The organism is Martelella sp. FOR1707, from assembly GCF_053484265.1.
Genome location: NZ_JBAKFP010000001.1, coordinates 814,037 through 832,480 on the forward strand (window position 1 = coordinate 814,037; position 18,444 = coordinate 832,480).

Consider the following 18,444-nt stretch of genomic DNA (forward strand, 5'->3'; position numbering starts at 1 on the left):
TGAAGGGGCTAGCTCGCATTCTGCAGCGAGATGACCCGACTTTCGGACAGTTCGCCCGCCTCCGACAGGATCGGATAGGAGACTGCGGCGATATGGGCGTTGATGCGCTTCAGGTCGCGCAGGATGTCGAGATGGAGCGTGGAGGAGCCGAGCGTTTCAGGCCTTCCGTCCTGCAGGCGCTCGATATGTTTCTTCTGCGAGCGTTCCTCGATCTGGCGGACATGCACCTTTTCGGCGGTCAGGCGGCGGGCGAGGTTGACGTCGCGGCTGAGAAACACCGATTGCGCCAGTTCGAGGTTCAGCAGCGTCTGGCGGTAGAGCTCGCCGATCTCCTCCTCGCCGGCGGTCGAGAACTTCACCTGCCGGTCGGTTTTCTTGCGCGCCATTTCCGAAAGGTCGCGGTCGATGATATCGCCGATATGCTCCAGATTGATGGCGTAGGACAGGACCTCGCGCATGCGCGCGTTCTCGTCCTTGCTGAGGTCCGTGCGGCCGAGACGGGCGAAATAGAGCTTCAGATCGGTGAGCGCGGCGTCCACGCGGTCGTCGAGCTTGGAGATATCGCGCGCGGCATCAGGATCGTCGACCAGCAGCGAGCGCAGGTTCAGCTCCATCATCAACGCCACCTTGTCGCCGATGCGCAGCGCCTCGCGCGCAGCACCACCAATCGCAAGGGCGGGGGTCTCGAGCGCCGCGTCATCCAGATAGGAGGTCTCGCCCCGCTCCGTGGCGGGGTCGGGCCAGAGCAGGCGGCAGAGACGGTCGAGCGGGCCGAGCAGTGGCAGGAACAGCGCGAGAAGTATGGCGTTGAAGGCCAGGTGCGCGGCGATGGCGAGCCGGGCATCGGGCGGCATCAGGCCAGCGAGATAGGGTCCGGCGATGCCGGCGGTTGCCAGCACCAGCAGCGCGCCGATGCCGCGCACGGCCAGGTTGCCGCGCACGAGACGCCGCGCCTTGGGTCCATCGCCGGCAACCGCCAGGCAGGGCGGCACAGCGCCGCCGAGATTGGCGCCGGCCACCAGCACCAGCACCAGCGCCGGCGTGACCGCGCCGCTCTGGGCGAGCATCGAAATGAACAGCACGACGGCGAGGCTTGAGGACGACGCGAAGGCAAGCACTGCGGCAAGCAGCAGGCCGAAGATCAGGCCCTGATCGAGCGCCGAAAGGATCGCGCCGGTCACCTCCGCCGCCCGCAGCGGGGCCGTCGCCGCGCCGAGGAGTTCGAGCGCCAGCAGCATCAGCCCCAGCCCGATCAGCGCCTTGCCGATGCCGCGCCCGCGCGCCAGCCGGCTGCGGCCATGGGTAATGACGCCGCAAAGGATGAGCGCGGGCGCCAGCCAGTGCAGGTCGCGCACCAGGATGGCAGCGGTGAGCGCGGTGCCGAGATTGGCGCCCAGAAGAACCGCCTGCGCCATGCGCGGGGCGATGATGTTGCGCGACACGAAAGAGCCCGCGATCACGGCAGTGGCGGTCGAGGATTGCACGGCGATGGTGACGAACATGCCGGAGATCGCAGCGAACACGCGGTTGCCGGTGCCCTTCGCAATGCCCTGCCGCAGCGAAGCGCCGAAGCCGGAAAGCACGCCGGACTTGATCATGCGCAGCGCCCAGAGAACCAGCGCGCCTGCGCCGAGCAGATCAATGAGCTGGATGGTCGAGTTCATGCGGCTCCTTCCCGCCGTTTGCCTTGTCACCTTTTGCTTGAGCCGCGACGAGCAAGGCTTTACCGTGGCCAGTGTACATTTTTGCACTCATTTGCAAAGGCTTTGCATGACCGGATCGAGCGCGCCCCGCAGCGAAAGGGTGTCTTATGTCAGCGCCAATGAGGTGGCCGAACGCGCGGGCGTGTCCCGGTCGGCAGTATCGCGTACGTTTTCCGGCGCGGGCAGCGTGGCGCCCGCCACGCGGCGCAAAGTGCTGAAAGCGGCCGAGGAATTGGGCTATCACGCCAATCTCCTCGCGCGCGGGCTGGTCGGCGAGCCGTCGCGGATCGTGTGCCTGATCGCCGCCGATGTCGGCCAACCCTATCATAGCGCGATGATCGACAAGGTGACGCGCCAGCTTCAGCTCCACGGCAAGGTGGCGATGATGATCAATACCGCCGGCGACGATGACAGCGTCAGCCAGGCGTTGCGGCAGAGTTTGCACTTCCGTGCAGAGGCTTCGGTGGTGCTGAGCGGCTCGCCGCCGGCGAAACTGGTGCAGAGCTGTCTTTCGAACGGCCAGCGCGTGGTGCTGGTCAACCGCGACGACGATGCCGAGGGCGCCGCGCGCATCCGCATCGACAATCGCTCGGCCTGTCGCGAGGCGCTGGCGCTGCTCAGGCGGGCGGGCTGCACACGGTTGGCCTGCGTGTCGTCGCAGGCGCGCACCTCGTCCATGACCACGCGCGAAAGCGCCTTTGCCGCCGCCGCCGCCGAGGTCGGGGTCGAGATCGATGTCGTCCGGGTCGGTCCCACCAGCTATGAGACGGGGCAGGAGGCTGCGCGCGTCCTGCTCGGGCGGTCGAACCCGCCGGACGGCGTGTTCTGCGTGACCGACCTTCTGGCCTTCGGCTTCATCGATGCCGCGCGCACTATATTTGGCGTCGAAATCCCGCGCGATCTCTGCGTGATCGGCTTCGACGACGTGCCGCAGGCGCGCTGGTCGGGCTATGAGCTCACCACGTTCCGCCAGCCCATGGACGAGATGGTGGCGCGCATCGCCGAGATCCTGACGTCCGATACCAGCGGCAGCGATTCCGCCTTCGAGGCGCTGCCGGTCTGGCGCAAGACCGTGCGCATGGGATAGCGCGTGTGCGGGCTCTGAGGCTGCTGACGACCTCCGCTTTCCGTAGCCTCCGTCATGCCGGCCTTGAGCCGGCATCCGGGGACGCTTGTGTCGAAGTTCAGAAAAGCGTCTGCGCGCTGTCTCTCCGATTTTACGCAACCTGGGACGGAAGACCGGTATCGGCTTTTCCTGAAGCTGCTCTAGCACGGCACAAAGGCCTCCTTCAGCCGGTCGAGGGCCGTGCGTTTCGCGTCATTCCCGTTCAGCAGAAGGCCGAGCGTGCGCAGGAACACCGCCAGAATGGCGGCGTCGGAGCCTGGCGGGTCCTCCCTGCTGGCGCAGTCTCGCGCAAGCCCCGCGTAAAGCGCGCGGCGCTCCTTCGATATGCCGGCCGCAGCACCTCCGCCGGCCTCGCGCAGGCGGTACCAGTCGACGAAGATATCGGCGAGGGGAATGTCGGGAAGCCCGGCTTGCGGCAGCGACAGAAGGTCGGCGATCACGGGCAGGCGCGCCGTCTCGACCATGGCCTGCATGCGCGGCGGCCAATCCTCGGGCAGGCGGCGTTCAAGAACGATTGCGCGGAAGTGATTGTCGAGAAACGCGCGGTAATCCGCGACGGAAAGGATTGAGCCGCTCTGCCCCGTGCGGTCGGCCTCGGCGGCATAGCGGGCGAACCAGGCATCGAAACCGGGGGCATCGGAAACGGTGCGGTCCGATATCTCCATGCCTTCGGAGCCGATCTCAAGGCACTTCCAGCCGGCCGGATAGGCAACCGTAGAGGGAACGGAGACGTTCACAAGCCCGGCTTCGGCGGCGGTGGCGTCCACATGCCAGTGGCCGCTGAAATGGAGCGGAATGCCGGTGGCGGCGATGGCGGTGACGACATCCGGCGTCGGCATCCGCCGCGCGCCGGCGCGCGAGCCGGGCAGGGTCTTGAGCGCCGCCGTCAGCCCGCGAAAGATATCGGCGACGGGGTAGTGCGAAAAGGCGACGAGCCGCTTGTTTGCGGCCTGGGCTCGGCGAGCGACATCGCGCATCCAGTCGAGCAGATAGGGCTTGTGCCGGATTGCCGCATTCCAGCCTTCCTTGCTGCAGTCTTCATAGCCGCCATCCGCATTCGGCAGATAGACATTGGCGTCGATCGAAAGCAGCCACAGCCCCTCGACCGGCTCGACCAGATAGGACATGTCGCTGACGAGGGCGCTCTCGCCTCCTTCAACGGTGATCCGCGCCCTGCGTTCCGCCATCTCGGGCGATGTGCCGAAAGGGGTTTCAAAGTGGAGGTCGGAGGGCTGCGGGCAGTAACCGAACCGGGCGGCATAAGGCAGCGTTTCATCATAACCGACCATGCGCATCCCGAGACAGAGCTGCGCTCCGTTGGCGCGCGCCAAACCCTCGCCCGCCTGACGCTGAACATGACCGTCCGGGTCCACGAAATTCTTCGCCAGCGGCTTGCCGGTCATCGACCACTGGTCGTGGTTGCCGGGCGTGGCGAAGAAGCGGATGCCATGCCGGCGGCTATAGTCCGAAAGCAAATCCGAGACGGCCTGCCAGTTCGCGGGCTGGCCGTCATCCGTCAGATCGCCGGCGATGATGCAGAGCTTGATTCCCTCCGCCGCGACGGCATCGAGCGCCGCGCGAAACGCCGCCTCGCTTTCGTTGAAGATGCGGGTCGAATGCAGGCTGTCGGCAAGCGAGCGCACGAAAGGCGCCTCGGCGGTCGCGCTGCCGAAGTGGACGTCATGCAGATGCGGATCGGCGAGGACGGCAATGCGGATCATTGCGGCTCCCTGTCCGCCTCTTCGGGGTCGCGGTGGTCGATCCTGTCGATCCAGTCGGATGCCATGCGGGTGGCCTCGACCAGCATCGGCTTCGGCGCCTCGAACCATTCGTCCGGTCGCAGTTCGCGCCGCGTTCGGACATGGTCGAGCGCCGCCTCCAACGTCGGGTAGCGATCGGGCATCTGCTTGTGCAAGAGCAGCGCCACCAGCGCCACGGAGCGGCTGCGCCCGCCGCGGCAGTTCACCAGGAGGTTGCCGCGTTCGCGCAGCGGATAGGAGGCCCGGTTCGGCAGGATCTGCGACAGAGCGCCGAGCAACTGGTAATAGCCGGCAAGGATCATGGTTTCGGCATTGCCGGCGCCATCGACAAGGCCGAGCTTGTAATAGCGATAGGCGCCATGACCATAGATCAGATGACCTTCTTCCACCGCCGGATCGGGCGCGTCGACGACGTTGATGTCGAGATTAACGGCGCAGTTCACCACGGTGGTGATGTTGTGTTCGCGCAGCAGCGGCAGGTTCGACATGCCTTCGCGGCCGCCGACATAGACGGCGATGCCATAGGGCTCCAGCCGCTCCTCGATCAGGCTGATTTCGGGGCGGTCATAGCGGGGCGATTTGGGCATCGGGCTGGCGTGGTTCATGCGATCATCCTTGCACGGTCTGTTTCGTTCGAGAGCGATGCCAGCTTGATGCCGGTCGCGGCGCTGACTTCCGAGGCGAGCGCCGGCACGACGGCCAGCACCGGGCCGCCCTGGCCGAGGCCATCCTCCGGCAGATCGCTGACCCGCCCGCCGGCCTCTTCGACCAGAAGCAGGCCGGCAAGGCAATCCCAGGCATTCATGTGCAGCTCGGCATAACCATCCGAGCGGCCATCGGCAACATAGGCAAGCCCCAGCGCCCCCGATGCGCCCCGGCGGATATTCGCGCCATGATCGAGCAGCCGGTTCATCACCGTCAGATAATCCTTCTGCGGCCGGCGGTTGCTCCAGCCGAGCTCCAGGCATGCGGCGGAGAAGCTGCGGGTTCCGGCAACATGGATCGGCCGGTCGTTGCAGGTCGCGCCCGCGCCGCGCCGGGCAAACCAGAGTTCTTTCGTCGCCGGGGCGTAGATCGCGCCAATCTCGGTGATGCCGTCGCGCACATAGGCGATCGAAATGCAGAAATGCGGGATGCCGCGGGCAAAATTGGCGGTGCCGTCGATCGGATCGACGACCCAGACCGAGCGTCCGGAGACCGCGCCGCCGGTCTCTTCGCCAAGGAATTCGTCTGCCGGCAACGCTTCCGCGAGCCGCTGTTTCAGATGGGCTTCAACGGCGGCGTCGGTCTCGGTCAGGAAATCCTGCGATCCCTTCATCGCGATCTCCTCGGTTTCGCGGCGGCGAAAACCGTCGAGCGCGATCCGGCCGGCGCTTTGGGCAATGGAAAGGCACAACTCGGCGCGATCGAGAATTTGCTGGTCTGCGGGTTTGACTGCTTGGTTCATGCAGGAGTAACTCCATTCAAGAGATGGCGCGCGGGCGCCGGTGTGTTGGTATGTGCCGGACCGTCACAGGGCGGGGGCAAGCGCGCTTGCGCGGCGGCGGAAATCGATGGCGTCTGCAACCCGGTTGAGCGTCGGAAAATGGCCGCCGCGGCCGTGCGCGACATAGCCCGGGCAATGATGCGCCGGCGCGCCGTCGTGCTCTCTGCCGAGCGTCAGCGGGCGATAGCTGCCGCCGGCGCGCTCCAGAATCAGGATCGCGGCGGTGACGTCCCAGGCATTGACGCCGAAGCCGGCGGCCGCATCCGCCCAGCCGGCCGCGACATGGCAGAGGCTGAGCGCCGCGCTGCCGGGGCGGCGCAGGCACGAGAAGGCGGAAATCAGGTCGCCAAGTCCGGCAAGTGCGGCCTCGCGGCCTTCGAGGCGGAAGTCGCGCTGCACCGGATAGCCGGTGATCAGTGTCGCGCGCGCCTCTTCGCGGGCTTCGGGGCAGCTGAGCGGCGCGCCGTTGACAAAGGCGCCATCGCTGTCTGCGGAAAACATGGTGTCGGACATCGGGTCATAGACAGCGCCGGCGACGATCTTCCCGTCGACCACGGCCCCGATCGAGACGCACCAGAAGGCAAGTCCAGCGGCGAAGTTCGAGGTGCCGTCGATCGGATCGACGAACCATTTGACCGGGCCATTGCCGATCTCGCCGCCTTCCTCGCCGACAATCGCGGAGTTAGGCACCTCGGCCAGCAATTGCTCGCGAATGATCGCCTCGGTCCGCTTGTCGTGCACCGTTACCGGATCGTGCAGGTCGACCTTGTAATCCACGGTCATGTCGACGCGGAAAACGGAGGTCAGCGGAGCTCCCGCAGCGCGGGCCACAGTTTCGGCGACTGCGCGCAGACGGGCGGGCGAGGGGATCGCGGTATCGGCGATGGCGGTCATTGGGGCTTGTCCTTCATTGTCCTGTCCCCGGGCCCAGCAAGGGCCCGGGGTTTCGCGGCTTGGGAGATCAGCGGCTGTAGTGGATGCGCCAGAAATCCTGCCAGTCCTGGCGGGTGTCCCAGTCTTCCAGGCCGGTCGTGGAATCATAGGCCTGCAAATTGTCCCAGAGATCGACAATGCCGGATGGCTCGTCGGCGGGCATGGCGATCGTGGTGTTGGTCGGCACCTTGCCGTCAACCATCTGCGGCGCGATGCCTTCTTCCGTCAGGACGTAATGGACGAACAGCTTGGCCGCGTTCGGGCTGTCGGTGCCGGTCGCGATCAGCGCCAGCTTGGAATAGGTCCAGCCCACCCACGGCTCCAGCGTGTCGCAGATCGCCATAGCGTGGCCCTTGTCCTCGACATCGCGGAACTTGGCCGACGACATCAGTCCGATGAAAGGTTTCTCCTGGCCGGGCGCGCCGACGGCGGCGGAGGTGTTGTCGTCGCCTTCGGTCACCAGCGGCGCGTTTGCCCCGATCGCCGCGACCCAGGCCTTCGTGGCGCTGTCGAACTCGGTTTCCAGCGGCTTGCCGTAATGCGCCTCATAGGCGGCGCGAACCTCGTCGTCGTGGTGGCTTTCCATCTGGCTGAACCAGTCGGTGTAGCTCGACTTGGAAAGCGGGTCGATCATGGCGAAGCGACGGTTCCATTCCGGGTCCGTCAGCGCCCAGATATTGTCCACCGGGCAGGCGTCATAGACTTCGGTGTTATAGGCGAAGACGTTGGCGTTCGTGGTCGCGGTCAGCGGGTCCTGGTAGCTTTCCGGGATCACGTCGGCCATGTCCGGCGGCAGGTAGCTGTAGACGAAGTCCTCGGGAATAAGCTGAGCAAGTGCTGCCGGCGCGTCGGTGATCATCAGCACATCGCCCTGCACATTGCCTGCCTGCGATTCCCGGATCACCATTTCAAGCTGCGAGGTCGCGCTGACCTTCTGGCCGATGGCATCGATGCCGTATTTGTCCGAGAAGGCTTCGACCATCTCGACGATCTTGCCGGTGCTGTCATAGACGGTGAGCTGCGGTTCGCCCTTTGCCGACTCGACAAGCGCATCGAGGCTGGAATCCTGTGCCAGCGCCGGCGTTGTGAGCGCCGCGACGAGGGCCAGGGCTGTCATGCTCGTTTGCATCTGCGTCATTCTCTTCATTTCGGGTCTCCTCCCCTTGAGATGGCCGGGCGGTTGGCCCGCCCGGCCGAAACGGTCACCGCTCGTAGTTCAGGCGCCAAAAATCCTGCCAGTCCTGCCGCGTGTCATAGTCCTCGGCGGCGGTGGAAAGGTCGTAGGTCAGCAACTGGTCCCAGGCGGCGCCGATGCCGGAGGGTTCGTCGTCAGGCAGGCCAACTTCGGTATTGGCGGATTTCTTGCCGTCATCGGCCTGCGGCGCGATGCCTTCAGCGGTCATCACGTAGTGGATGAAAAGCTTCGCCGCGTTCGGGCTGTCGGTGCCGGTCGCAATCAGGCCGACGCCGGCATTGGTGAAGCCGAGCCAGGGCTGAATGCCCTCGCAAAGCCCGAGCTTGTAATCGGAATCCGCATTGTCGCGGTACTTGGCCGAGCTCATCAGCCCCATGAAGCCTTCCTTCTGGCCCGGTGCGCCCACGGCCTCGGCCGCATTGCTGTCGGAACCGCCCAGAAGCGGTGCATTGGCCGCAAGCATGGCGACCCACTGTTCTGTCGCGCTTTGTTCGGAGGTGTCAATCGGCTTGCCGAAGAAGTCCTCATAGGCGGCGGCGAGCGCGTCATCGCCGTGGGATTCCATCTGGTTGAACCAGTCGGTGTAGACCGACTTGTTCAAGGGGTCCTGCATGGCAACCTTGCCCCGCCATTCCGGCTGGGTCAGTTCCCAGACGTTGGAGACCGGGCAGCTATCATAGAGCTCGGTATTGTAGGTCCAGACATTGGCCATGGTGACCACGACCAGCGGGTCCTGATAGCGCGCCTCGATCACGTCTGCGAGATCCGGCGGCACCCAGCTCACGGCGAAATCGTTCGGCAGAAGCTCGGCGATCGCAGCCGGCGCATCCGAAATGATCGAGACGTCGCCCTGCACGTTTCCGGCCATCGCCTCGCGCGCCATCATCTCGAGCTGGGCATGGGCCTTAACCTTCTGGCCCACCGCGTCGACGCCGTATTTCGCGGAAAAATTCTCCGCCATGGTCACGATCTTGCCGGTGCTGTCGAACACTGTCAGTTGCGGCTCTCCCTTCGCCGCCTCGATCAGCACGTCGAGATCGAATTCCTCGGCCTGAGCGCCCATCGCCGTCAGGCAAAGGGCGATCGCGCCGGTGGCTTTCAACATCATCAGTCTCATGTCTTTCCTCTCCTCCCGTTGAAATGGTTGCGGCCCGCTCCTCCGGCGGGCCGGCAATTTATCGGCTGTAGTGAATGCGCCAGAAATCCTGCCAGTCCTGGCGTTTGTCGAAGTCTTCCGCAGCGGTGGCGGTGTCGTAGATCATCAACTCGTCCATGTAGTCCGCGACGCCCGATACTTCCTCCGGATTGGCCGGCACGGCGCCGTTGGACGAGACCTTGCCGTCGACCGACATCGGGGCGATACCCTCTTCGCTGAGCAAATAGTGGACGAACAACTTCGCCGCGTTGGGGCTTTCCGTTCCGGTCGCCATCACGGCAAGGCCCGGATAGAGCCAGCCGGCAAAGGGCTGCATGCCGCCGCAAATGCCGAGCGCGGTTTCGCCGCTCTCATTGGAGCGGAACTTGGCGGTGGACATGATGCCGAAGAACGGTTCCTCCTGCCCGACCGCGCCCACGGCCTCGGCGACCGATGTGCTGTCGCCGAGAAGTGGCGCGTTCTCGCCATACATCCGCACCCATTGCTGGGTCGCGCTTTCCTCGGAGCGGTCGATCGCCTTGCCGAAATGGGCCTCGTAGGCTTCGGCCATGGCGTCGTCGTGATGGGTTTCGAGCTGGTTGAACCAGTCGGCGTAGTTGGGCTTCACCAGCGGGTCGAGCATGGCGACCTTGCCGTGCCATTCCGGCTCGGTCAGCGCCCAGATATTGTCGACCGGGCAGGTGTCATAAGCCTCCGTTGAATAGGCCCAGACATGCGGGTCCGAGACCACGACCAGCGGGTCCTGCTGACCTTCGGGAATGTCGCCCGCAAGGTCCGGCGGCAGCCAGCTTATGACGATGCCTTCCGGAATCAACTGCGCCATGATCGAGCCGACATCGGCGGCAACGCTCAGATCGCCGACGATGTTGCCGGCCTGGTATTCGCGGATCATCAGGTCGATCTGGTCGGCCTCGTTCACCTTCTTGCCGGTGGCCTCGACGCCGTAGGCCGCGGTAAAGGCCTCGGCGGTGCGCACGATCTTGCCGGTGACGGCATAGACGGTGATCGGCGGTTCGGCCCGCGCGGCCTCGATGAGCGCGTCGAGGTTGAAATCGCTTTCCTGGGCCTGCGCTGCGCCTCCCAGCGCGATTCCTATCGCAAGCGTGGTGAGCGCGGTGGCGGGTTTGAGTTTGATGGTCAAGTGTTTCTCCTCCCTTTGAAACAGTGATTTAGGCGGCCGCGGCCAGAACCTCGTCCGCCGCGCGGATGCGGTCGCCCTTGGCGTCGAAGACGTTGAGCGCGCGGGCCGGAACGCGGAAATACATCCGGTCGCCCTCGCGCACGGTGGGCGCTACATGCGTGTTCATGAAGATCACCTCGTCGCCGGTCTCGAGCTCGATGATCCAGCTTCCGCCGGTGGGCAGGATTGCGGCCACGCGCGCCGGCGCGCCGAAATCGCTGTCGGCGAGGTCGTCCTTGCCGGCGACCAGCGAAATCGCCTCGGGTCTTATGCCGACGGAGCCGATGCCGGAAATCTCCGGGTGACGCCGGCCAAGGAAGCGCATCACGTTCTGGACCAGCTCGTCCTTGCTGTCGAAATCGAGGATGTTGATCGGCGGCGAGCCCACGAATTCCGCCACGAAGCGGTTGGCGGGCCGCTCATAGATGTCGTCGGGCGTGCCGAGTTGCTGCAGCGTGCCCTCGTTCATCACCGCGATCGTGTCGGCAAGCGTCATCGCTTCCCACTGGTCGTGGGTGACGAACACGATGGTGGTCGAGAACTGGTTGTGGATGCGCTTCAGTTCGGCGCGCATTTCAAGACGCAGGCGGGCGTCGAGGTTCGACAGCGGCTCGTCGAGCAGCAGGACGCTCGGGTTCACCGCCAGCATGCGGGCAAGCGCCACGCGTTGCTGCTGGCCGCCCGAAAGCTGCGAGGGGTAGCGTTTGCCGTATTTGCCGATGCCGAGCGCCTCCATCACCTCGGCGGTGCGCTTCTGGCGCTCGGCCTTGGCGACCTTGCGCAGCTTCAGACCGAATTCGACATTCTGCTCGATCGTCAGATGCGGCCACAGCGCGTAGCTCTGGAACACCAGGCCCATGCCGCGCTTTTCGGGTGCTATGAAGGTGGCGGTCTCGGGGCAATCGACCACGCGGTCGCCCACTTTCAGTTCGCCGCTGGAGAGGTTCTCCAGCCCGGCGATCATTCGCAGCGTCGTGGTCTTGCCGCAGCCGGATGGGCCCAGCAGGCAGAGGAACTCCCCGTCGGCGACCGAAAGGTCCAGCTTGTGGATCGCCTCATAGGCGCCGTAGCTCTTCTTGATGTTCTTCAGCGTAATTCCCGGCATGGCTTATCCTCCCAGGCCTTCGGCGAGATTTGTCTTGGTGAGTTTTTGTGCCGCGAGCGTGCCGAAATAGGCGAGCCCGGCGACGATCAGGACCACCGCATTGGCGGCCTGGGTGTAGTTGTAGTCGACGAGCCGCAGCGAATAGGTCGTCAGCACGTCGGTGGAAGGCACGGCCAGCACCACGAACAGGCTGAGGCCCTTGATGCCCGAGATGAACGGCAGCAGCACGCCGGTCACCAGCGATCCCTTCTGGATCGGCACGACGATGCGGGTCATCCGGTGGAACCAGCTCGAACCCGCGACCTGGGCGGCCTCCTCCGGCTCCTTGCCGAGCTGCATCATCGCCGAGATGCCGGCGCGCGAGGCATAGGGCATCTGGTCGGCGATCAGCGCCAGGATCAGGATCGCCATCGTGCCGTAAAGCGCCGGTATCGGGCCGCGTTGCACGGCAAACAGCGACAGATAGGCGGCGGCAAAGGCGATGCCCGGCACGAGATAGGGGAAGAACGTCACCTGCCGGAGGAAAGTGCCGAGCGGGCGCAGCGGCGTGCGCACCACGGCGTAGCCGACAAGCAGACCGAGGAGCCCCGAGACGACCGAGGCCGAGCCGACGATCCACAGCGTGTTCCACGCCGCGCTCCACAGTTCCGGCGTCAGCAGGATGCCCTGCTGCAGCGCGACCGTGTCCAGATTGGTGCCCAGCCAGTAATCGAGCGTGAAATTGTCCCAGGTGAAGCGCGCGGGAACGTGCATGACGGTTGAAAGGAACAGGGTCAGAACCGGCAGGCCGACGCTGATCAGGAAGATGAAGGCGGCGAAACCGGTCGCCGGCAGGCGCAGGCCGCGCAGCCGGCTCAGCCGGTTCATCGAACCCTTGGAGCCGACGGTGACGAACCTGCGAGCCTCGCGGATCAGATAGGCGTCGATCAGGAGCGTCATGATGCCAAGCAGCATGATCGAGGCGGCGAGCACGCCGGCAACGCCGGTCTGGCGCGAGCCGAGATTGCGGTAGAGCGAGGTAGCGAGCACATCGAACTTCACCGGCAGGCCCAGTACATAGGCCACGCCGAATTCGCCGAGGCATTTTGCGAAGATCAGCACGATCGCCGAGATCAGCGCCGGCTTCATCAGCGGCAGCACGATCGACCACGCGATCCGGCCGCGGCTGGCGCCCAGCATCCGGGCGCTGTCCTCGAGCTGGCTGTCGAAGCGGCGGAGCGCGCTGCCGAACAGCAGGATGATGAAGGGGGTATAATGCAGCGCCAGGATGATGGTGATCGGCACCTGACCATAGGCGAGCCAATCCGGCGGCGAGAAACCCATCGCCTCGACCCAGCCCTGCTGGCCGCCGACCGTGCGGTTCTTGAAAAGCGTGGTCCAGGCGAGCGCGAAGGTCCAGGCCGGCAGCATGTAGGGCACGATCAGCGCGGTGGCGAACCAGCGCCTTGCAAACATGTCGGTGCGGCTGATCAGCCAGGCGAGAATGCCGCCAACGATAACCGATACGATGATCGCGCCGAAGGCGACGCTGAGCGTGTTGCGCAACGGCTCCCAGAACATGTCGCGGGCGACCGGGGAGAAGAAGGTTCTGTGCAGGTAGTAGGAGGTCCACTCACCGACGGCAGAGCCGGTGCGCCGTGAATCGCCGAACTGGGTCTGCACAGCGTCGAGCAGGATCGAGATGATCGGAACGACGATCAGATAGGTGAACAGGGCCGCCATCAGTAAGCCGATCACCGTGGTCGGCTCCCGCATCGCGATCCGGGTGCGGTACTTCAATCGTGTGGTCCAGCTCGAACCGGCCGGCCGGCTTGCGGGCTCTGCGGCATGGGTCATCGGGCTGGCCTCGCATGCGCAAGTGTGCGCGGCGAAAGGTTTTGATTCATCTGTTTCCTCCCAAGCATGACGGATCTAGCAGGCCATTTGTACGCTCCAATTCGATGCACTCCCTTGCATCCATGAAGATCACGCGGCTGCCGCCCGACAATCTGAGCCTCACATTTGCATCATTAATTGGGGATGTCAAAGAGGAAAATGATAGATTCGGCACTTGAGTGCATTGCTTGTAATAGTGTAAATTATTGATTTTTAAATCAAATTTTGATAGATAAAAATAATATTAGAGACAAATTGCACATATGTGCAAGAGGGTCGTCGATGACCGAAGCTGCCTCCCTGGTTTCAGTATTCCATCGTGCGAAGGAGGGGACGGCCTTCATGATCATGATCCGCAAGGATCGCTGGAAACTGGTCCATTTCGTCGATTGCCCCGATGGTCAGCTTTTCGACCTTGGCGAGGACCCATGCGAAGCCATGAACCTATGGGGCGATTCTGACTATCGTGTCATCCGCGACCAGCTGATCACCGATATTTTAAACTGGCGCATCGAAAGCGATCGCATAACCATCGGTTTCCCGCCGCGGTAAATGCCCGGGCAGCTTAACTGAGTGAATCGCGCTTGGTTTCGGCGATCAGCTGTTCGACCTGGTCGGGCAACTGGTTGGCGTAGCGCACCGGACGCCGCGAGCGATCGCAAAGAGCATCCAGACTTTCTTCCTTGGAGCGGTTGAAAATCTTGTAGCCGGTCTTGGGAAGCCTTGAATCGGCTCAGATATACTCAACTTCCCGTACGCCTCAGCGGTCGCGTCTTCCTCAGCCAGCATAAGGAGGCTCGGTGTTGCGCCGAATGAAGACGCCCATGTCCGATCTTGTCAAATTCGTTTGAAACACGCAGACTTGCTAAAATACCGGAGACGCGACGAGCTATACCGCGAAAAGGAGGGGAGTTGCGCATGCCTGTCGATCGTATTGAAGAGACAATTGCATGGCAGTCGGACAACCCTCATCTCAGCGGCAATTTCGCGCCGGTCGGCCGGGAGATCGACGCAAGCGCGCTGGAGGTGATCGAGGGGCGGATACCTGAAGAGCTTTCCGGCGCTTACATACGCAACGGGCCCAATCCGCGTTACGAGCCTGTGTCATACAACTATCCGCTCGAGGGCGATGGCATGCTGCATGCGGTCCGGTTTTCGGGCGGGCGGGCAAGCTATCAAAACCGTTATGTGCGCACACGCAGCTTCGAGATCGAAGACAAGGCAGGGCATGGCGTTTACGGCGGGATCATGACGCCGCGCCCGATCGAACCTGGTCTGTTGGGCCCGCATGACGATCCGGATAACCCTTTCAAGGCCTCCGCCTTTATCGGCGTGATGCAGCATGGCGATCACCTTCTGGCGCTTGGCGAAGTCGAACCGGCGTGGGAGATCGGGCCTAATCTGGAAACACTCGGCCCATGGACCGCCGGCACGGACGAGCCTATTACGCTTGGCGCCCATAACCGTGTCCATCCGGTCACCGGCGATATGTTCGCGCTCAGCTACGATCTGATCTCCCCGACGGTGAGGATTCACCATATCGGACCGGATGGCATTCTTCGCCGTAGTTTTGATATCGCACTGGCCGCGCCCAGCATGATCCACGATTTTGTGCTGACCGAACGTCATATCGTGCTTTTGATCGGACCCGCTGTGTTCGATATGGAGGCGATGATGCAGGGCAAGTCCTTCCTGCAATGGCGCGAGCAGCTCGGCACACGCATTGCGGTGATGCCGCTCGACGGCGGCAGCGTGAAATGGTTCGAGGCAGAACCCTTCTTCGTGTTTCACTTCGCCAATGGTTTCGAGCGCGGCAGCGACATCGTGATCGACTATGTTCAGCATGAGAAGCTTTATGTCGGCTATGGAAAGCGCAACACTAAGCCGCCGACGCTGCGGCGGCTCGTGCTCGACACCGCCTCCGGCCGCGTACGCGGTCAGGCATGGTTCGACAAGGTTGCGGAGTTTCCTCGTATTGATGATCGCCGCACGGCCCTTGCGTCGCGCTATGTCTATGCGCCGACGCTGACGGAAGCGCTGACGGGCGGTAATGGCGCTTCCGGCACATTCAACTGTCTTCTGAGGATCGACACCGAGACCGGCGACGTGACCAGCCATGATTTCGGCAATCGTATTGCGGGCGAAGCGGTTTTCATTCCCAGGGGCGAAAGCGAGATATCGGGCTGGCTCGCCACCTATCTCTATGATCCTGAAACCGAAAGCAGTGAATTCGTCCTGCTCGACGCCAAAGGCATCGAGGATGGGCCGGTCCTTCGCCTGCGCTTGCCGCAGCGCGTGCCGCAAGGGCTCCACGGAGCATGGATTCCGGCCTGAGGCTGGAGGGTTGGGTCTCGTTTCGCGGCTGCCGCCTGTTTGCAGCTGATCATCGGCATCCCATGTCTCGGCAGTGACAATTTCCCACGTTGATGCCTATCAAAGCCGGCAGCCAGGTTTGCTCATCTTCAGGACATTTCATTTCGCGCTGGGTGCCTATTCTCGCGGCACCGCTCAAATTTTAGGTCGCAAAATAATGCGACTTATTGACAGATATAATATATATTATTACCAATGATGGCATGGTAGATGTCATTCCCCTCATACTGGAGCCTTTCGCGGCCAGCGACGGCAAGCCGAAATATCAGCGTTTGCTGGATGTGATCATTCAGCTCATTTCGGCTGATGCGCTGCCCAATGGCACACGGTTCCCGCCTGATAATGTCATGGCCGCCGAGCTCGGCGTGAGCCTGGGCACCGTTCAGAAAGCGCTTGTTCGGCTTGAGGCGGAGGGTTTCGTTTCGCGCGCGCCGCGGCGCGGGACCGTAGTCGATGCCTCGCAGGTGGCCAGCGACGTGATCTACATTTTCCGCTTTCGCGATGCGAGGACCGGTGAACTGATCCGCCCGCAGGTGCGGATGCTGGGCATCACCGCGGATGACGGCCCGGGACCATGGCGCGATCCTCTCGGCGTCGAGCAGGCGGTGCGTTTCGAGCGCCTGCTGCGCATCGATATGGAGCCGCCGGTCTATTCCGAAGTCTTCGCGCCGCGGGCCTTCGCCGAGGACCTGCTCGATATGCCTCCCGAGCAGTTGAACGGCAGTTCGCTGCACCGGCAGATCGAGGAAAAGACCGGCGCGCCGATCCTGCGCAGCCGCCAGTTCGTCCATATGGCGCCGCTCTCACGGGCGGCCTGCCGCCACCTGATGCTCGACGAGGAAACGGTGGGCCTGATCTGGGACATCGTGACCTTCAGTTCCGACGGCTCTCCGGTGACATTTCAGCGCATCCAGCTTCCGGCCAACCACCGGCCGGTCGAATTCGACATAGAAACCAATCTCGGCGCCAACAGATCGGCAAGAATCTGATGCGCTTTCCGACTTCCAAAGGAGAACGACATGCCATCTTTTTGTAAATCACTTGCCCTGCTGTGCGGACTGAGCCTAGTCGCAGCGCCGGCCTTCGCAGATGAATGGCAACCGGAGGGGCCGATCCGGTTGCTCATCGGCTTTGGCGCCGGCGGGGGAACCGACACGCAGGCGCGCGCGCTGGCGAGCGAGCTTTCCGAGAACGAAGGCTGGGACATCGTTCCGCAGAACGTGCCGGGCGCGGGCGGCGCGGTCATGGCCGCGCAGTTGAAGGACGAACCGGCCGATGGTCTGACGCTGGGGCTTGCGCTCAACACGACCTTTACCTTTCCCACCCAGTCGAATGCCGGCTTCGGCCTCGACGACTTCACCTTTCTGACGACGACGGCGGCCTCGCAGACCGGCGTTCTGGCGCGCACCGATTCCGGCTGGACCTCGCTCCAGGACATGGTTGACGCGGCCAAGAACGGCACACGGATCGTCTGGACGAATTACGACCCGCTGACCCAGCTTGCATCGGACGTCATCGCCGATCATTACGGCATCCAGGTCAACAATGTCATGGGGTCGGGCGGCCGGTCCGGCGTGGATTCCCTGGTCGCGCAGGATGCCAATGTCGCCTGGGGCGGCGGCGCCCAGCAGGCGCTGGTGGAAGCCGGCGTGTTGCAGATTCTCGCCTCCGCCGAGGGGGCGCCGCTGGCGCAGGCGCCGGAACAGCCGACCCTGAAGGATCTGGGCATGGACTATAATTTCGGCTTCAAATTCGTGCTCGCCGCGCCGGCCTCCCTGCCGGAGGAGGCCCGCAAGGCCATAACAGAGGCGGTCGCCGAAATTCTCGACGATCCCCAGTCTGAGACCGCCCAGTTCATCCAGCGGCAGTACCCGCCGGCGCCGGTCGTGGTTTCGGGGGCCGCGCTTGAAGACCAACTGAGCGCGGACCGCAAATCCTTCGAAGCCTTGCAGGCAAAGTTCAAGGCCAACTGAGCAGGCTGCGCGCACGATGAACCGTCCATGGGAATTCATGATCGGTGGGTTTGGCTTGGCGCTCGCCATAGTCGCGGTCACCGTGTGGTTTCCGTACGACATCGCAGGCAGCTTCATGCAGAAAACGCTCACCGGGCGCATACAGCCCGGTGATGCCTTCTATCCCACTGTCCTCGCGGCGATCCTTGGCTTGCTCGGCGCGATCCAGATGCTTGCCAGCCTGCGCCGGACCGGCGACAGGTCCGCAGTCGGGCTCTCGTTTGAAAACCTGCGCTTTCTCGTTGTGCTCTGCGCACTGCTCGGGCTTTCGGGGCTGCTTTGCTACGGGCTCGCGCCATGGCTCGCGGAGACCTTGAACGGCGGGCGCGCCTATCGCCTGCTGCGCGATACCGCGCCCTGGAAATTTCTCGGCTTCGTTCTCGCGGCGCCAGCGCTGATCTGGCCGATGGTGGCTCTGAGCGAGCATCGCGTGAGCCTCAGGGGCGTACTATTCGTCGGGGGATTTGTTGCCATTCTGCTGGTCGTTTTCGGCATTGCGCTGCCCGACACATTCCTGCCGCCCAACGCCGAGTATTGATC

At 63.7% G+C, this 18,444-nt stretch carries 16 protein-coding genes and 1 pseudogene; 6 read left to right on the forward strand and 11 right to left on the reverse strand.

The window, feature by feature from the left end:
• Positions 1-8 precede the first annotated feature (8 nt).
• Complete coding sequence (locus V6765_RS03635) at positions 9-1,664, reverse strand: Na/Pi cotransporter family protein (protein ID WP_448426508.1); 1,656 nt, start codon at positions 1,662-1,664, stop codon at positions 9-11.
• A 106-nt stretch (positions 1,665-1,770) separates the two neighbouring features.
• On the opposite strand from V6765_RS03635, the gene V6765_RS03640 reads away from it, so the two are divergent.
• A complete protein-coding gene (locus V6765_RS03640; protein ID WP_448426510.1) occupies positions 1,771-2,790 on the forward strand; it encodes a LacI family DNA-binding transcriptional regulator in 1,020 nt (339 codons plus the stop codon).
• Between the two features lie 179 nt (positions 2,791-2,969).
• Here the strand turns inward: V6765_RS03640 and V6765_RS03645 are convergent, their stop codons facing one another.
• From V6765_RS03645 to V6765_RS03685, 9 genes are all read right to left on the reverse strand, one after another.
• Positions 2,970-4,550 (reverse strand): metallophosphoesterase family protein, encoded by a 1,581-nt coding sequence (locus tag V6765_RS03645; protein WP_448426512.1) that lies wholly within the window; start codon positions 4,548-4,550, stop codon positions 2,970-2,972.
• Positions 4,547-5,194 carry a dual specificity protein phosphatase family protein gene (locus V6765_RS03650; protein WP_448426514.1) on the reverse strand — a complete coding sequence of 216 codons (648 nt, stop codon included), beginning with the start codon at positions 5,192-5,194 and terminating at the stop codon, positions 4,547-4,549. The genes V6765_RS03645 and V6765_RS03650 overlap by 4 nt, the downstream gene beginning before the upstream one ends.
• Entirely contained in the window at positions 5,191-6,036 is an 846-nt protein-coding gene (locus V6765_RS03655; protein WP_448426515.1) for an inositol monophosphatase family protein, read from the reverse strand. The genes V6765_RS03650 and V6765_RS03655 overlap by 4 nt, the downstream gene beginning before the upstream one ends.
• A 63-nt stretch (positions 6,037-6,099) precedes the next feature.
• Positions 6,100-6,969 carry an inositol monophosphatase family protein gene (locus tag V6765_RS03660; RefSeq protein WP_448426517.1) on the reverse strand — a complete coding sequence of 290 codons (870 nt, stop codon included), beginning with the start codon at positions 6,967-6,969 and terminating at the stop codon, positions 6,100-6,102.
• A 67-nt stretch (positions 6,970-7,036) separates the two neighbouring features.
• Complete coding sequence (locus tag V6765_RS03665) at positions 7,037-8,155, reverse strand: substrate-binding domain-containing protein (protein WP_448426519.1); 1,119 nt, start codon at positions 8,153-8,155, stop codon at positions 7,037-7,039.
• Positions 8,156-8,210: 55 nt separating this feature from the next.
• Positions 8,211-9,311: an ABC transporter substrate-binding protein gene (locus tag V6765_RS03670; RefSeq protein WP_448426628.1), complete on the reverse strand. Its 1,101-nt coding sequence runs from the start codon at positions 9,309-9,311 to the stop codon at positions 8,211-8,213.
• Positions 9,312-9,378: 67 nt separating this feature from the next.
• A complete protein-coding gene (locus V6765_RS03675) occupies positions 9,379-10,500 on the reverse strand; it encodes an ABC transporter substrate-binding protein (RefSeq protein WP_448426520.1) in 1,122 nt (373 codons plus the stop codon).
• A gap of 28 nt (positions 10,501-10,528) precedes the next feature.
• Positions 10,529-11,644, reverse strand: a complete 1,116-nt coding sequence (locus V6765_RS03680) for an ABC transporter ATP-binding protein (RefSeq protein WP_448426522.1) — start codon at positions 11,642-11,644, stop codon at positions 10,529-10,531.
• A 3-nt stretch (positions 11,645-11,647) separates the two neighbouring features.
• Complete coding sequence (locus tag V6765_RS03685; protein ID WP_448426523.1) at positions 11,648-13,480, reverse strand: ABC transporter permease; 1,833 nt, start codon at positions 13,478-13,480, stop codon at positions 11,648-11,650.
• Positions 13,481-13,801: 321 nt separating this feature from the next.
• Here V6765_RS03685 and V6765_RS03690 point away from each other — a divergent pair, with 321 nt between their 5' ends.
• Positions 13,802-14,071, forward strand: coding sequence for a sulfatase/phosphatase domain-containing protein (locus V6765_RS03690; RefSeq protein ID WP_448426525.1), 270 nt, complete (start codon positions 13,802-13,804; stop codon positions 14,069-14,071).
• Positions 14,072-14,096: 25 nt separating this feature from the next.
• Here V6765_RS03690 and V6765_RS03695 read toward each other — a convergent pair.
• Positions 14,097-14,234: pseudogene (locus tag V6765_RS03695) on the reverse strand (leucine zipper domain-containing protein); the annotation flags it as partial.
• Between the two features lie 203 nt (positions 14,235-14,437).
• On the opposite strand from V6765_RS03695, the gene V6765_RS03700 reads away from it, so the two are divergent.
• The 4 genes from V6765_RS03700 to V6765_RS03715 all read left to right on the forward strand — a co-directional run bounded on the left by V6765_RS03700 (position 14,438) and on the right by V6765_RS03715 (position 18,442).
• Positions 14,438-15,853, forward strand: a complete 1,416-nt coding sequence (locus V6765_RS03700; RefSeq protein WP_448426527.1) for a carotenoid oxygenase family protein — start codon at positions 14,438-14,440, stop codon at positions 15,851-15,853.
• 242 nt (positions 15,854-16,095) lie between these two features.
• Positions 16,096-16,881: a GntR family transcriptional regulator gene (locus V6765_RS03705; RefSeq protein ID WP_448426528.1), complete on the forward strand. Its 786-nt coding sequence runs from the start codon at positions 16,096-16,098 to the stop codon at positions 16,879-16,881.
• Between the two features lie 30 nt (positions 16,882-16,911).
• Entirely contained in the window at positions 16,912-17,865 is a 954-nt protein-coding gene (locus tag V6765_RS03710) for a tripartite tricarboxylate transporter substrate binding protein (RefSeq protein WP_448426530.1), read from the forward strand.
• 37 nt (positions 17,866-17,902) lie between these two features.
• On the forward strand, positions 17,903-18,442 hold the full coding sequence (locus V6765_RS03715) for a hypothetical protein (RefSeq protein ID WP_448426531.1): 540 nt from the start codon (positions 17,903-17,905) through the stop codon (positions 18,440-18,442).
• Positions 18,443-18,444 lie beyond the last annotated feature (2 nt).

Excerpts from the sequence above, each read along its gene's own strand:
- V6765_RS03680 (WP_448426522.1), bottom strand. The coding sequence starts at position 11,644 with ATGCCGGGAATTACGCTGAAGAACATCAAGAAGAGCTACGGCGCCTAT.
- V6765_RS03665 (WP_448426519.1), bottom strand. The coding sequence starts at position 8,155 with ATGAAGAGAATGACGCAGATGCAAACGAGCATGACAGCCCTGGCCCTC.
- V6765_RS03700 (WP_448426527.1), top strand. The coding sequence starts at position 14,438 with ATGCCTGTCGATCGTATTGAAGAGACAATTGCATGGCAGTCGGACAAC.
- V6765_RS03710 (WP_448426530.1), top strand. The coding sequence starts at position 16,912 with ATGCCATCTTTTTGTAAATCACTTGCCCTGCTGTGCGGACTGAGCCTA.
- V6765_RS03705 (WP_448426528.1), top strand. The coding sequence starts at position 16,096 with ATGGTAGATGTCATTCCCCTCATACTGGAGCCTTTCGCGGCCAGCGAC.
- V6765_RS03655 (WP_448426515.1), bottom strand. The coding sequence starts at position 6,036 with ATGAACCAAGCAGTCAAACCCGCAGACCAGCAAATTCTCGATCGCGCC.
- V6765_RS03635 (WP_448426508.1), bottom strand. The coding sequence starts at position 1,664 with ATGAACTCGACCATCCAGCTCATTGATCTGCTCGGCGCAGGCGCGCTG.
- V6765_RS03660 (WP_448426517.1), bottom strand. The coding sequence starts at position 6,969 with ATGACCGCCATCGCCGATACCGCGATCCCCTCGCCCGCCCGTCTGCGC.
- V6765_RS03715 (WP_448426531.1), top strand. The coding sequence starts at position 17,903 with ATGATCGGTGGGTTTGGCTTGGCGCTCGCCATAGTCGCGGTCACCGTG.
- V6765_RS03690 (WP_448426525.1), top strand. The coding sequence starts at position 13,802 with ATGACCGAAGCTGCCTCCCTGGTTTCAGTATTCCATCGTGCGAAGGAG.
- V6765_RS03645 (WP_448426512.1), bottom strand. The coding sequence starts at position 4,550 with ATGATCCGCATTGCCGTCCTCGCCGATCCGCATCTGCATGACGTCCAC.
- V6765_RS03670 (WP_448426628.1), bottom strand. The coding sequence starts at position 9,311 with ATGATGTTGAAAGCCACCGGCGCGATCGCCCTTTGCCTGACGGCGATG.
- V6765_RS03685 (WP_448426523.1), bottom strand. The coding sequence starts at position 13,480 with ATGACCCATGCCGCAGAGCCCGCAAGCCGGCCGGCCGGTTCGAGCTGG.
- V6765_RS03640 (WP_448426510.1), top strand. The coding sequence starts at position 1,771 with ATGACCGGATCGAGCGCGCCCCGCAGCGAAAGGGTGTCTTATGTCAGC.
- V6765_RS03650 (WP_448426514.1), bottom strand. The coding sequence starts at position 5,194 with ATGAACCACGCCAGCCCGATGCCCAAATCGCCCCGCTATGACCGCCCC.